This is a genomic window from Niveispirillum sp. CC-CTL257 (assembly GCF_059489915.1).
The window spans coordinates 1325530-1339905 of record NZ_JCAJXE010000001.1 but is presented as its reverse complement, the minus strand read 5'-3'; the positions used below and the strand labels follow the sequence as shown (position 1 = coordinate 1339905).

The 14376-nt window shown below is 61.6% G+C and carries 13 protein-coding genes and 1 pseudogene; 8 read left to right on the top strand and 6 right to left on the bottom strand.

From position 1 onward, the window contains the following. Positions 1-175 precede the first annotated feature (175 nt). Positions 176-1135: a lipoyl synthase gene (gene lipA / locus ABC729_RS06405; RefSeq protein WP_495606803.1), complete on the top strand. Its 960-nt coding sequence runs from the start codon at positions 176-178 to the stop codon at positions 1133-1135. 26 nt (positions 1136-1161) lie between these two features. Continuing rightward, positions 1162-1593: a type II toxin-antitoxin system RatA family toxin gene (locus ABC729_RS06400; protein ID WP_495606802.1), complete on the top strand. Its 432-nt coding sequence runs from the start codon at positions 1162-1164 to the stop codon at positions 1591-1593. Between the two features lie 2 nt (positions 1594-1595). On the opposite strand, the pseudogene ABC729_RS06395 reads toward ABC729_RS06400, so the two are convergent. Beyond that, positions 1596-1915, bottom strand: a pseudogene (locus ABC729_RS06395) (DUF29 family protein). Between the two features lie 164 nt (positions 1916-2079). Here ABC729_RS06395 and ABC729_RS06390 point away from each other — a divergent pair. Further along, positions 2080-2736, top strand: a complete 657-nt coding sequence (locus ABC729_RS06390; protein ID WP_495606801.1) for a DUF2975 domain-containing protein — start codon at positions 2080-2082, stop codon at positions 2734-2736. Then, a complete protein-coding gene (locus tag ABC729_RS06385; protein ID WP_495606800.1) occupies positions 2736-2984 on the top strand; it encodes a helix-turn-helix domain-containing protein in 249 nt (82 codons plus the stop codon). The genes ABC729_RS06390 and ABC729_RS06385 overlap by 1 nt, the downstream gene beginning before the upstream one ends. Before the next feature lie 32 nt (positions 2985-3016). Here the strand turns inward: ABC729_RS06385 and purU are convergent, their stop codons facing one another. Continuing rightward, a complete protein-coding gene (gene purU / locus ABC729_RS06380; protein ID WP_495608648.1) occupies positions 3017-3889 on the bottom strand; it encodes a formyltetrahydrofolate deformylase in 873 nt (290 codons plus the stop codon). 194 nt (positions 3890-4083) lie between these two features. Between purU and ABC729_RS06375 the strand changes: the two genes are divergently transcribed. The 4 genes from ABC729_RS06375 (at position 4084) to ABC729_RS06360 (ending at position 10155) form a co-directional block, all read left to right on the top strand. Then, on the top strand, positions 4084-4518 hold the full coding sequence (locus ABC729_RS06375; protein ID WP_495606799.1) for a MerR family transcriptional regulator: 435 nt from the start codon (positions 4084-4086) through the stop codon (positions 4516-4518). A 126-nt stretch (positions 4519-4644) separates the two neighbouring features. After that, on the top strand, positions 4645-5787 hold the full coding sequence (locus ABC729_RS06370) for a thiolase family protein (protein ID WP_495606798.1): 1143 nt from the start codon (positions 4645-4647) through the stop codon (positions 5785-5787). Between the two features lie 29 nt (positions 5788-5816). After that, entirely contained in the window at positions 5817-8159 is a 2343-nt protein-coding gene (locus ABC729_RS06365; protein ID WP_495606797.1) for a 3-hydroxyacyl-CoA dehydrogenase/enoyl-CoA hydratase family protein, read from the top strand. A gap of 202 nt (positions 8160-8361) precedes the next feature. After that, on the top strand, positions 8362-10155 hold the full coding sequence (locus tag ABC729_RS06360) for an acyl-CoA dehydrogenase C-terminal domain-containing protein (protein WP_495606796.1): 1794 nt from the start codon (positions 8362-8364) through the stop codon (positions 10153-10155). A gap of 140 nt (positions 10156-10295) precedes the next feature. Here ABC729_RS06360 and ABC729_RS06355 read toward each other — a convergent pair whose 3' ends face one another. From ABC729_RS06355 to ABC729_RS06340, 4 genes are all read right to left on the bottom strand, one after another. After that, a complete protein-coding gene (locus tag ABC729_RS06355) occupies positions 10296-10667 on the bottom strand; it encodes an argininosuccinate lyase (RefSeq protein WP_495606795.1) in 372 nt (123 codons plus the stop codon). A gap of 74 nt (positions 10668-10741) precedes the next feature. After that, positions 10742-11545 carry a DUF2189 domain-containing protein gene (locus tag ABC729_RS06350; protein ID WP_495606794.1) on the bottom strand — a complete coding sequence of 268 codons (804 nt, stop codon included), beginning with the start codon at positions 11543-11545 and terminating at the stop codon, positions 10742-10744. 213 nt (positions 11546-11758) lie between these two features. Then, positions 11759-13921: a TonB-dependent receptor gene (locus ABC729_RS06345; protein WP_495606793.1), complete on the bottom strand. Its 2163-nt coding sequence runs from the start codon at positions 13919-13921 to the stop codon at positions 11759-11761. Between the two features lie 101 nt (positions 13922-14022). Continuing rightward, entirely contained in the window at positions 14023-14358 is a 336-nt protein-coding gene (locus ABC729_RS06340; RefSeq protein ID WP_495606792.1) for a DUF1491 family protein, read from the bottom strand. Positions 14359-14376: the final 18 nt, after the last annotated feature.

The window sequence follows — 14376 nt, the reverse complement described above, 5'->3', positions numbered from 1 at the left end:
CGCGTTCGCCCGTTCCACGACTGAATTCGTATGTATCGCACCGCAATATGGTAATGAAATTACCGGGCCTGACCGAGTTGCAGTGTAAGCGGGGGAGGGTGGCGGAACGCCGCGCTTGGTTCGGGCGCGTGGGCGGCTTATGTTCTGCCCCAAGGCAATTCCCAAGGTCAGGGCCATGATGATCGAAGAACCCCGCGTCCGCCACCCGGAAAAGGTCAACCGCCCGGACAACCCGATCCAGCGCAAGCCCGACTGGCTGCGCGTGAAGGCGCCGACCAGCCGGGAATATGCGGAAACCCGCGACCTGATGCGTGGTCTGAAGCTGCATACGGTGTGCGAGGAAGCGGCCTGCCCGAACATTGGCGAATGCTGGAAGAAGAAGCACGCCACCTTCATGATTCTGGGTGCCATCTGCACCCGTGCCTGCGCCTTCTGCAATGTCGCGACCGGCAAGCCGCTGAACCTGGACCCGCATGAGCCGGAAAAGGTGGCGGAGGCCGTCGGCGGCCTGAACCTGGAACATGTGGTCATCACGTCGGTTGACCGTGACGACCTGCCCGATGGCGGGGCCGACCATTTCGCCCGCACCATCCTGAACATCCGCCAGACGGCCCCGTCCACCACCATCGAAATCCTGACGCCGGACTTCATGCGCAAGGCTGGTGCTGTGGAACATGTGGCCAAGGCCCGGCCCGACGTGTTCAACCACAATCTGGAAACCGTGCCGCGCCTCTACCCCACCATCCGTCCGGGTGCGCGTTACTTCACCTCGCTGGCTCTGTTGCAGCGGGTGAAGGAAGTGGACCCGACCATCTTCACCAAGTCCGGCATCATGGTCGGCCTGGGCGAGACGAAGGAAGAGGTGGGGCAGGTGATGGACGATCTGCGCGCCGCCGACGTCGATTTCCTGACCATCGGTCAGTATCTGGCACCGACGCCCAAGCACGCACCGGTGGACCGTTTCGTGACGCCGGAGGAGTTCGAGAGCTACGCCACCCTGGCACGCGGCAAGGGCTTCCTGATGGTGTCCAGCAGCCCGCTGACCCGCAGCTCCTACCATGCTGGCGATGATTTCCGAAAGCTGCGCGCCGCGCGTGAGGCCAAGCTGGCGGGCAGCCGCCCCGCCGCCGAATGATGCTGTTGCCAGGGTACTGAAGCCTTATGCCGACGCACGCCGAACGGCGCATCCTGCCGCACACGCCGGAGCAGCTCTACGCCCTGGTCGCCGATGTGGAGCGCTACCCGGAATTCCTGCCCTGGGCCGTGGCCTGCCGCATCCGCAAGCGGCAGGAACCGGTGATCTGGGCCGATCTGGTGATCGGCTTCAAGATGATCCGCGAGCGGTTCACATCCAAGGTGACGCTGAACCCCGATGGACGGCGCATCGATGTGGAATATGTCGATGGGCCGTTCCATTACCTGAACAATCACTGGGTCTTCGAACCCCACGCCGACGGCTGCGCCGTCGATTTCTTCGTGGATTTCGAGTTCAAGAACAAGGTCCTGCAGACCATCATCGGCGCGCTGTTCAACGAGGCGGTGAAGCGCATGGTGGCGGCGTTTGAGGGGCGGGCGAAGCAGTTGTATGGGTAGGGTCACTGCTGATCCAGCCAGAAACCCACATCCATGATCTGTTCAAACTGCCAGGGGCATTCAGCCGGAAAACTCGTTTCCGACAGGCCGGTTTCAGCCCCTGCTTCGATTTTTGCGTTATTGTAGACGTAGCTCAAAGCCCCAGGAATCTTGGGATCTAAGCTCGTGTTGCGGTCGATGTGACGGGCAAGGTCGCGGCGCTGAACCCTGATCATTGCGTCCCGCGTAGCCCTCGCCGCTTCGGCTGACATTGCCATTTCAAGAGATGCAGCAACAGGACAGTCAGACGGCTTTCCGGTTCGCGCCGTTGCGTCTTGCCCATGGTCCCGATTTCCTCAGCGATATTTTCGACGTCCGCCGCCTTCTGGCCGTCGTGGCGGCTGGGCGCGTCTGCTCAGGCCTTGGGGTGATATTCATTTTGCGTATTAAATTTTATGTTTTACATAAAAATATGGATGAGATATAGAAAATGCATGTCTGCAACGAATGGGGTTTCAAAACATGTCACTGCGTGTCCTGAACTGGATTTTGACGGCATCCATCTGGTTGCTCGGTCTCGGTATCGTGCTGATCCTTGCCGCCAGCCTTTACGGGGGTTTGGCCGGTAAACAGTGGTTCATGATGCTTCCGGTCATCTTGAGCAATGCCAGTTCCACAGACCTGCTGGGTGATGCCCAGGCGGTGGTTGGCCATCTGGCGGCTGACCGCGCTACCTTGAACGTCGCAGTCGACCAGATGTGGATAAAATTCACGTTTGGCGTCTCAGCGGCGCTGGTTGTCGGGCTGTGGCTCTACGCCGCCATCACCTTGCGGCGGCTGGTCGGGGAGATTGCCGGCGGTGACCCGTTTGCTGCGACGGCGGTGCCGCGCCTGCGTTGGCTGGGTTGGCTGTTGATTGCCGCCAATGCAGCGACAGTGGTCTCCGCCTGCGTATTGCCGCTGATGCTGTCCGGTATCACGGTGGCGGATGGGCGTGCGCTAATAACCAGCCCTCTTTCATTCGGCTTGCCATCCACACCTTATGCTCAGGTCGCAACCGATATCGATGGCTGGCTGGCACTCTGCGGTCTAGTTCTTCTTGCCCTGGCAGAAGCTTTCCGTATCGGCCGCGATCTGAAGGCAGATGGGGAGGGGATCATCTGATGGCCATCATCATCAATGTCGACGTGATGCTGGCACGTCGGAAGATGTCGGTGACGAAGCTGGCGGAGGAGGTGGGGATATCCCTGACCAACCTTTCCCTATTGAAAACCGGAAAGGTGAAGGGCATCCGCTTCGCGACCCTGAACCAGATCTGTACAGTTCTGAACTGTCAGCCCGGCGATATTCTGGAATATCGACCAGACGACCATCCCCCGGAAGCGCGCACCGAAGGCGACGATAGTTTTTAAAAAAGGGGGCCGTTCAGGCCCCCTTTGCTACGTCACTTAAAAATCACCGTCCGCGACCCATCCATGATGATGCGGTGTTCCAGCTGCCACCGCACGGCGCGGGCCAGCACGGCGCACTCCACGTCGCGGCCCATATCGACAAGGTCTTCTGGCGTGTGGCTGTGGTCCACGCGCTGGATGTCCTGTTCGATGATGGGGCCTTCATCCAGGACGTTGGTGACGAAATGCGCCGTGGCACCGATGATCTTCACACCACGCTCATGGGCCTGATGATAGGGCTTGGCGCCCTTGAAGCTGGGCAGGAAGCTGTGATGGATGTTGATGCAGCGGCCCGACAGCACCTCGCAGAATGCCGGCGACAGGATCTGCATGTAGCGGGCCAGCACCACCAGATTGGCGCCGCTGTCTTGAATGATCTTGGTGAATTGCGCTTCCTGCGCTTCCTTGTTGCCCTTGGTCACCGGCAGATGGTGATAGGGGATGCCCGACCATTCCACGAAGCTGCGCATATCGTCATGGTTGGACACCACCGCCGGGATATCCATGCGCAGGCTGCCCGACCGCTGCCGGTGCAGCAGGTCGTAAAGGCAATGGCCGAACTTCGACACGGCGATCACCACCTTGGGGCGGATCGACAGATCGTGCAGTTCCCAATGCATGTCGTACTGGCGCGCGATGGGCGTGAACCCTTCCTTCAGCGCGTCCAGATCAGGGAAGTCCGCCCCATCGGCGCGGAAGACCGTGCGCATGAAGAACAGGTTGTTCAGCGCGTCATTGAAATGGTTCGATTCCGTGATGGAGGCATCATGCTTGGCGAGGTAAGTCGAAACCGCCGCCACGATCCCCTTGCGGTCCGGGCACCGCACGATCAGCACATAATGGCCCTGTTCCCCGATCACCGACATGTCACGCACCCGCCACTTCGTCAAAAATTCGTAAGGGCAGGAGAGTTGCGACTGGCGCACGGCCTTGTCCACCCCCAGATTAGATAAAGTCGGCGAAAGGATGGCCGCCATGCAAAAACCACTTGACGTGCGCGGAAGGCTAACTTAACTATTACGTAAACGTAAGCCACCTGTCAGCGACAAGGGCAGCTCTCATGCTGAACACCATCGATCAGGCCAAGCCGGCCTATAACCCGGCGCAAACCTTCACCATCGGTCAATTGGCGGAGGAATTCGGCCTGACCCTGCGGTCGCTGCGGTTTTATGAGGATGAGGGTTTGATCTCGCCGGCCCGCATGGGCCAGACGCGAATCTATACCCATCGTGACCGTGCCCGGCTGAAGCTGATCTGCCGGGGCAAGCGGCTGGGATTCTCCATAGGGGAAATAAAGGATTTCCTCGACCTGTACGACACGGACGAGGCGCAGGTGGAGCAGATGATGTTTCTGCTGCGCCGGGCGCGCGACCGCATCGTGCATCTGGAACAGCAGCTGCGCGATGTGCAGCAGACGCTCAAGGAACTGCATGAGATTGACGGCATGATCGTGTCGCATCTCCATTCCAAGGGTGTGTCGGTTCCGGCCGAATAAACATCTTTCCCCGGGCGGAATGATTTCATACGCTCGTTTGAATGGTTTATCCTGTCCCCAAAATATGACGGTACCGTCCGACAGAGACGGGCCGCAGCCAACCCCAAGGCGAGGAGTGCTCCAGAGATGAAGAACGTCGTGATTGCCGGTTACGCCCGGTCCCCCTTCCACATCGCCAACAAGGGCGAACTGACGAAGGTGCGCCCGGACGATCTGGCCGCCGCGGTTGTGAAGGAACTGCTGGCCCGTACCGGTGTTGACGGCGCCGCCGTGGAAGACCTGATCATGGGCTGCGCCTTCCCGGAAGGTGAGCAGGGCTTCAACGTCGCCAAGCTGGTGGCCATGATTGCCGGCCTGCCGCAGTCGGTGGCCGGTGCCACCGTCAACCGTTTCTGCGGTTCGTCGATGCAGTCGATCCATCAGGCGGCGGGTGCCATCGCCATGGGGGCGGGTGACTGCTTCATCGCCGCCGGCGTGGAAAGCATGTCCCGCGTGCCGATGGGCGGTTACAACCCGATGCCCAACGCCGTCCTGCATGCCGCCAATCCGGGCGCCTATATGGCCATGGGTATCACGGCGGAAAACCTCGCCAAGAAGTTCGGCTTCACCCGCGCCCAGCAGGAAGCCTATGCCGTTGAAAGCCACGCCAAGGCCGCAAAGGCCCAGGCCGAGGGCCGGTTCGAGGCTGAGATCGTCCCCATCACCGTGCCGGGCGGCAAGGTGGTGAGCCAGGATGGCGGCATTCGCGCCGGTACGACCGCTGAGGGTCTGGCGACCCTGAAGCTGGCCTTTGATGCCGAGAACGGCACCGTCACCGCCGGCACCTCCTCCCCGCTGACCGATGGCGCGTCCGCCACGCTGGTCTGCTCCGAAGATTTCGCCAAGGCCCATGGCCTGAAGGTGCTGGCCAAGATCCGCTCCATCGCCGTGTCCGGCTGCGATCCCACCATCATGGGCTATGGCCCGGTGCCGGCGTCCAAGAAGGCGCTGGCCCGCGCCGGCGTGACCATCGCCGACATCGACATCGTGGAAAGCAACGAGGCGTTTGCCGTGCAGTCCATGACGGTCGCCAAGGAACTGGGCTTTGATGCGTCCAAGGTGAACCTGGATGGCGGTGCCTTGGCACTGGGTCACCCGCTGGGTGCCACCGGCGCCCGCATCACCGGCAAGGCCGCCAGCCTGTTGCAGCGTGAGGGCAAGTCCCTGGCGCTGGCCACCCAGTGCATCGGCGGCGGTCAGGGCATCGCCACCGTCCTGGAAGCGGTCTGATCGGCAGCTTCGAGCGGGAGGAAACACCCATGACCATTAAGAAAGCCGCCGTCATCGGCTCCGGCGTGATGGGCAGCGGCATCGCCGCCCATATCGCCAATGCGGGCATTCCCGTCTACCTGCTGGACATCGTCCCGCAGGCGGTGAAGGACAATGGCGGCGACCGTTCGGTCGTTGCCAAGACCGCCATCGACAAGATGCTGAAGACCGATCCGGCCCCCTTCATGCACAAGAAGGCCGCTTCCCTCGTCACCCCCGGCAATATCGAGGATGACCTGGAAAAGCTGGCCGATGTCGACTGGATCGTTGAGGCCGTGCTGGAGAACCCCAAGGTCAAGCACGACCTGTATCAGAAGCTGGAAGCGGTTCGTAAGGACGGTTCCATCGTCTCGTCCAACACCTCGACCATTCCGCTGTCCATCCTGCTGGAAGGTCAGTCGGAACGGTTCGCGTCTGATTTCTGCATCACCCACTTCTTCAATCCGCCGCGCTACATGCGCCTGCTGGAAGTGGTGAAGGGTCCCAAGACCCGCCAGGATGCGTTCGACACCGTCAGCGCCTTCTGTGACCGCGTCCTGGGCAAGGGCGTGGTGGAATGCAAGGACACGCCGGGCTTCATCGCCAACCGCATCGGCACCTATTTCATGGCCGTCGCCGTGAACGAGGCCATTGATGGCGGCCTGACGGTGGAGGAGGCGGACGCCATCACGGGCCGCCCCATGGGCATTCCCAAGACCGGCACTTTCGGCCTGATCGACCTTGTCGGTCTGGACCTGATGCCACTGATTTCCAAGTCGCTGCTGTCCACACTGCCGGCTGACGATGATTATCGCCGTATCCATCGCGACAACGCGCTGGCCAACAAGATGATCGCCGAAGGCTATACGGGCCGTAAGGGCAAGGGCGGTTTCTACCGTCAGACAAAGGCCGCCGATGGCCGCCGTGTGAAGGAAGCCATCGACCTGACGACGGGCGTTTATCGCAAGTCGGAAAAGGCGACGCTGGCCTCGGCTTCGGCCAAGAACCTAAAGGCGCTGGTGGAAACCGCCGATGCCGGTGGTGCCTATGCCTGGCGCGTTCTGTCGCAGGCTTTGTCCTACGCCGCTGATCTGGTGCCGCAGATTGCCGAACAGATCACGGCGGTCGATGAGGCGATGCGCCTGGGTTACAACTGGAAGTCCGGCCCGTTTGAGCTGATCGACCAGTTGGGCACCGGCTGGTTTGCTGAGAAGCTGACCGCCGAGGGCAAGGCCGTTCCGCACATGGTGAAGGTGGCCGCTGGCCGTCCCTTCTATAAGGTGGAAGGTTCCAAGCTGCTGTTCCTGGGCACTGATGGCAATTATGCCGAGGTGAAGCGTCCGGACGGTGTGCTGCTGTTGACCGATATCAAGCGCGGGTCGAAGCCGGTCGCCAAGAACGGTTCCGCCAGCCTGTGGGATATCGGCGACGGCGTCCTGTGTCTGGAATTCACGTCCAAGATGAATGCCCTGGATCAGGACATCATGGGCATGATCCGCAAGGCCATGGGCATCATCGGCGATGGCAAGTCCGGTGCCTATAAGGCCCTGGTCATCCATAATGAGGCGCAGAACTTCTCCGTCGGCGCCAATCTGGGTCTGGCCCTGTTCGCCATCAATATCGGCCTGTGGCCGCAGATTGAGGCGACAATTGCCGAGGGTCAGAACACCTACAAGGCCCTGAAATACGCCCCGTTCCCCACCGTTGCTGCCCCGTCGGGCATGGCGCTGGGTGGTGGCTGCGAAATCCTGCTGCACAGCTCCGCCGTGCAGGCCCATGCCGAGACCTATTCGGGTCTGGTGGAGGTCGGCGTTGGTGTGCTGCCGGGTTGGGGTGGCTGTAAGGAGATGGTCATCCGCCACCTGGCCAACAAGCGTCGTCCGGGTGGCCCCATGCCGGCCCTGTCGGCGGCGTTTGAGGCCATCAGCACCGCCAAGGTCGCCAAATCGGCATTCGAGGCGCGCGACATGCTGATCCTGCGTCCGACCGACGGCATCACCTTCAACAAGGACCGTCTGCTGGCCGATGCCAAGGCCAAGGCCCTGGAACTGGCAGCGAACTACACCCCGCCGCAGGAACCGGAAATCCGCCTGCCGGGCCCGACGGCGGCCGCCGCCTTCTCCATGGCGGTCGACGGCTTCGCCCAGCAGGGCAAGGCCACCCCGCATGATGTGGTGGTGTCCAAGGCCATTGGCTTCGTGCTGTCCGGTGGCAACACCGACATCACGCAGGTGATGACCGAAGACGATTTGCTGACGCTGGAGCGGGAAGGGTTCCTGGCCCTGACCAAGACCAATGGCACCATCAACCGCATCGAACACATGCTGGAAACCGGCAAGCCGCTGCGGAACTGACATTTACGGCCCCTCCTTCGGGAGGGGCCGTTCCCATGCAACACACCCCGCAAATGTGTTGCACCTTGTTTCACATCTCCTTTGTCCACCCTATCGACGCCCCGAGGTGCCCCATCTGCCATCTTGTCTGAATCCTGATCAGGTGCCGGACATGGTGGGGGATGACGGTCTGCCGCGGTAGCGGTCCACACGGAGAGTTCCCATGCCCGTCTACAAGGCCCCGCTCGAAGATATCTCCTTCGTGCTCAATGACGTCCTGAATGCCGAACAGTTGACTAAGCTGCCGGGTTTCGAGGATGCCACCCCCGATCTGGTCGCCTCCGTTCTCGAAGAAGCCGCCAAGCTGTGCGAGAACGTTCTGCAGCCGCTGAACCGTTCGGGTCACGAGGAAGGCTGCCACTACGAAAACGGTGTGGTGCGCACGCCCAAGGGCTTCAAGGAAGCCTATGACACCTATAAGGAAGGCGGCTGGCAGGGGCTGGCCTTCGATCCTGAATATGGCGGGCAGGGGTTGCCGCACACGGTCGGCTTCGTGCTGGAAGAACTGATGTGTTCCTCCAACATGGCGTTCGCCATGTATCCGGGCCTGACCCATGGCGCCATGAACGCCATCCGCGCCCATGCCAGCGACGAGCTGAAGGCTCAGTATCTGCCCAAGATGGTGTCGTCCGAATGGTCCGGCACCATGTGCCTGACGGAACCGCATTGCGGCACCGACCTGGGCCTGATGAAGACCAAGGCCGTCCCCAATGAGGATGGCAGCTACAACATTACCGGCACCAAGATTTTCATCTCCGCCGGTGAGCATGACCTGACCAGCAACATTATCCATCTGGTGCTGGCCAAGCTGCCCGACGCCCCGCCGGGCATCAAGGGCATCTCCCTGTTCCTGGTGCCGAAGTTCCTGCCCAACGAGAATAATGAACCCGGCATGCGCAACGGCGTGATGTGCGGTTCCATCGAGCATAAGATGGGCATCATGGCCAACGCCACCTGTGTCATGAATTTTGATGACGCCAAGGGCTGGCTGGTGGGTGAGCCGCACAAGGGAATGCGCGCCATGTTCACCATGATGAACAGCGCCCGTCTGGGCGTGGGCATGCAGGGTCTGGGCGTAGCCGCCGTCGCCTATCAGAATGCTGTTGCCTATGCCAAGGACCGTATCCAGGGCCGTTCGCTGTCGGGCGCCAAGGCCCCGGACAAGGCCGCAGACCCCATCATCGTCCACCCGGACGTGCGCAAGAACCTGATGCAGGCCAAGGCCTTCACCGAGGGGGGCCGCGCGCTGGGCTATTGGGTCGGCATGATGATCGATCTGGTGGAAAAGCACCCGGACCCGGTGGTTCGTCAGGAGGCCGACGATTTCGTGGCCCTGCTGACCCCCGTCGTGAAGGCCTATTTCACCGACATGGGCTATGAGGTCGCCACCAACAGCCAGCAGATGTATGGCGGTCACGGCTATATCCGTGAATGGGGCATGGAACAGTTCGTGCGCGATGCCCGCATCGCCATGATCTATGAAGGGGCCAACGGCATCCAGGCTTTGGATCTGGTCGGTCGCAAGCTGCCGCAGAATCTGGGTCGCCTGCTGCGCCGCTTCTTCCACCCGATGCAGGCGGAACTGGAGCAGAGCCAGGAAAACCCGACGCTGTTGGAATTCGTCATCCCCGTTGCCAAGGCCTTCGGCAAGCTGCAGCAGGCGACTGCCGTCGTGGCCCAGAAGGGCATGGCCCGTCCGGACGAAGCTGGTGCTGCTTCCACCGACTATCTGCGCATCTTCGGCCTGGTGGCCGTGGGCTGGATGTGGCTGAAGATGGTGAAGGTGGCCCAGGCCAAGCTGGCCGAGGGCGGCGACGGCAAGGAAAGCTTCTACGACGCCAAGATCAAGACGGCCCGCTTCTTCGTGGAGAAGATGCTGCCGGAGGTGGATTTCCGCTTCAAGAGCCTGATGTCAGGTGCGAAGTCAATGATGGAGCTGGACGTCGAACAGTTCTGATTTTGACAATTCGGACTGCTCTTTAACTCAAAGGCTGCCGGTGCGACCCGGCAGCCTTTTTTCTTTAAAGCCACCTGTCCAAAAGAAAAGGGCCGCCGGTTCCCCGCCGGCGGCCCCTTCTGAACGATCAGGTCCTGGACTTACTCGTACTCGGCCCAGGTCGTGTCCTTCTTGCGGTCGTAGAAGATTTTAATGGTCGAGACTTCGCACAGGTTGAAGCCTTCCCACTCGGCCGGGGTGCCGTCGTCGTAGACCACCTTCAAATCCCACATGCAGGGCTTTTCCTTGCGGCTGAACTGGATTTCATAGGATTCGCCATCGGACATCTGATCGCGGCCCAGGATGTCCTCTTCCCAGCTCGACGCCTTACTGGGCGAGACATAGACCTCAGAGATCGTGTAGCCGGTCCTGTTCTTCAGCGTGAAATTCTGCTTCCCCTCGGCCCATGCGGCAGGAGTTGCGATAATGGTGGTCAAAGAAAGGCCCAGCAGAGCCTTTGTGAAAGCATGCATGATCAAGCCCCAGTTTTTAACAGGTGTTGATAATCTTGCATGCTTTCGTTGCGATTTCAATAAGTTCACTAACGTTATGCGATCAGCTTGCGGTACAGGTGCCAGGTCGCATGCCCCAGGATCGGCATGACTACGGCGAGCCCGACAAACAGCGGCAGGCTGCCCAGCAGCAGCAGGCTGGCCACCATTAGGCCCCAGATGGCCATAGTGACGGGGTTGTGCCAGACCGCGCGGGCCGACGTGATCATGGCATCCAGCACCCCGACGCGGCGGTCCAACAGCATGGGGAAGGACACGACCGTCATGGTCAGCACCAGCATGGCGAACAGGAATCCGACGCCATTGCCGATGATGAACATCATCATGCCCTCGCGCGTGCTGATCAGCGCATTGATGAAGCTGGCGATCCCGTCATGCGGCTGGCTGGCGAGTGTTGCCATATAGATGCGTTCCGCAACACCAAGCCAGACCAGGAATACCGCCAGCAACATCGCGCCGAGCCAGGCGATGGGCATGATCTGCCCGGAATTGCGGACATCCAAAGCGTTGCGCCAGGTGATCTCTACGCCCATTTCGCGCTGCCGCGACAATTCATACATGCCCAAGGCCGCGATGGGGCCCATGATCGACAGGCCAGCCAATGCCGGGTAGAGCAGGGGGACCAGATCATTCTGTGCCGCCGCCGCGGCGGCCAGCCCGCCGACGATAGGATAGATCAGTCCCAGGAACAGAAGCTGTGTGGGTGCGGCCATGAAATCCCGCACGCCCATGGACAGCGCATCCATCAGATCATGCACACTGATATGCCGGATTTCCGGCATGACGACGGAACGATCATTGTTCATCGCCGCCTGATCGGCGGCCATGCGATAAGCCATATCCTCGACCTCCCCAAAAGCCGGCCTGTCCGACATCACCACGGATGGCCGGCGGTCATGGTTCGGCCGGTTGGCCCGGCGAAGAAGGAGCGGTGTTTCCGAAGGGGGGACACCGCAAAGGGGCGATCGGTCGAACCCACTGCGACAAAATATAGCAGGTCCGACCGTGCCTGTACCAGGGAAACGAAGCGGTCGCCCCGTTTCCCCCTTGGTTCAGAAACGTACCGTGCCCGTCAGCACCCATTCCCGTGGCGCTTGTGGGAAATAGGCGAAGGGACCATCATTGTTGGCGACGACAGTGTTGACCCGGCGGTCGAACAGGTTGCGGCCCGTCAGGGTCAGGTCCAGACCGTCCAACGCCGCCCAGGTAACCGCGGCATTGGTCAGTATATAGCCGCCTGCCTTGCGGCTGTTGGCCCCGTCATAAGCGTAATCGCCGGAGATATCGGCCCAGGCGCGCAGGGTGACGGGGACATCCGGCATGGCCTGCACGATCTCCACCCGCCCGGCATGGCGCGGCACGCCTGCCACATCCTTGCCCGTAAAGTCGAAAGGCCGGTTGGTGTCGGGTTCGAGGAAGGCATTCTCCGTCCAGATGGCCTGTGTATAGCCATAGGTCAGGGTCAGGGCGGTGCCGTTGCCAAGGTTGGCGCCTGCCTCCATCTCCACCCCGCGTGACCGCTGGCGACCGCTATTGATGGTGCGGGCCGATCCGCCGACGGGCAGCAACTGCAACAGGTCGGAGCGGCGAAGCTGATAGGCGGTCACGCTGGCCGTGAAGCGGCCATCCGGCGACTGCCCCTTCAAGCCTGCCTCAATATTGCGGGCGATTTCGGGGTTCAGGTCCGTGTCGCGGTTGCGGAAGGACCAGATGGGGCCGAAACCGGGGCTGAACCCTTCGCCCAAGGCGGCATAGGCGGTAAGCAGGTCATTAACCCGCCAGCGCAGGGATGCCTTGGGGCTTATATGGCTGTCGCTGTCCTTGACCGTCACTTCCGGGTCGGGGCCGTAGCCACTGCCAGACGGGCCGTAATGCACCCGGCGCTGGAACCGGTCCAGCCGCGCGCCGATGCTGGCGGCCACGTCGCCCCAATCGGTATCGACCTGGGCAAAGGCCGCCTGCGTGCGGTTGCGGGCCTTGGCGTTCAGCAGGTAATCCGATTGCCACAGGCTGGCATCGACATGCGCGCCGGTCAGGGCGTTGCGCCGCTGGGTGTAGAAACGGGGGCCGAAATCGAACTCCCCGGTCCAGGTCTCGATATGATGGGCATTTACCTGTTCCGCCGACAGACCGGCCAGTACGCGCCAAGTATCGTCCAGGCGGGCATCCACCTGCTGTTCGGCAAAATAGGTGTCGGTGCTGCCATCTACGCGGAAGCCGGTGAAATCCACGGTGCCGCTGGCCGGGTCATACGGGTTGAAGAAACCCTGTTTGCCGGCGGTGTTGGCGTGGCGGGCGTGCAGGCGGGTGGTGGCGCTGACATCATCCGTCACCTCGCTGGTCAGGACCCCTGTCCCCGTCCACATCCGCTTGTCAAAGCCGGCGCCATCTTGGTTCCAATTGCCCTTGCGCCCACCGGGCAGGGATACCGGAATGCCGTTGGCATCGGTCGGCAGTTCGCCGGCCAACCCCTGTTCGGTATTCACATAAGTGCCGGTCAGGTTCAGGATGGTCGCTTCGGTCAGGTCCAGACGCTGCTTCACGAACAGGGTCTGTTCCTCCCGCTCCGTGCGGTCGCGCCAGCCGTCCGACCCCTGCGCCTGGGCAGAGATCAGGATAGCACCGACATTCCCGGTGGCCCGCTGCACCATCGCGGCGGCGTTCCACCAATCGTGTGAACCGATGCCGGCCTGTGCCTGGGACAGCGGCTCGTCGGTGATGTCGCGGGTCAGGTAATTGATGGTGCCGGCAATGGCACCACGGCCATAAAGCGCGCTGGTCGGCCCGCGCACAACGTCGACCTGGCCCACGACGCCAAAGGGCAGCTGTTCCAGGTCCACCTCGTCATCGCCGGTGACGAACGGCACGCCATCCATCAGGACGGTGATGGTGTCGTTATGTACGCGGTTGGGCACGCCACGGATGGTGATGTCGGTATAGGTGCCCTGGTCATTGGTCTTGATGACCAGTCCGGGCAGGCCGCGCAGCTCTTCCCCGATGAAACGGGTCGCCTTCGGCTCAAAGTCTTTACGGTCCACGCGGGATACGCTGGCCGGGACATCGCGGATGGTGGTGGCGCGGCGGGTGGCGGTGACGACGATCTCGTCAAGGTTCGTGCCAGGGGGGGCCGTCTCTGCCAGTGCGGGAAGCGACAGGGCCAGAAGGGCGGTCGTCGCGGACAGAATACGGGCGTAGCGGTAGGCAGGGTGTTTCATGGGTTGCGGAACCAATGTCTGGGGTTCGATCTGGGTTCCGCGCCTGAATTCACGAAATCATCCGCCACTGCAAGGAAAAGCGCATGGGGGGCAGATATGTGTCAGGTTTTGTCTTCGACAAACGGATTGCTGCCATCCCGCGTTTCCACCTCGATCACCCACAGGTCGGGGTCACGCTTGACATGGCGCTCCACGAATTCCCGTGCGGCCATTTCGTCAATCATCTCGCCATTGGCCCCCGGTTGCCAGCCTAGCCGGCCATTGATGTCGCGGCCCTGGGTGAACATGCGGCTGCCCTGAAACGGCACCGTGATCTTCAGCAGAATCAGCCCACTTTCCCGCTCCCCCTTGCGCAGCACATAGGCCGGCACGCCTGCCGCCGACAGCCGCCAGAGGTGGCTTTGCACAAACAGATGGGTGGGCAGGCGTTCTTCCATGGTCTGCGGGTCCTGTTC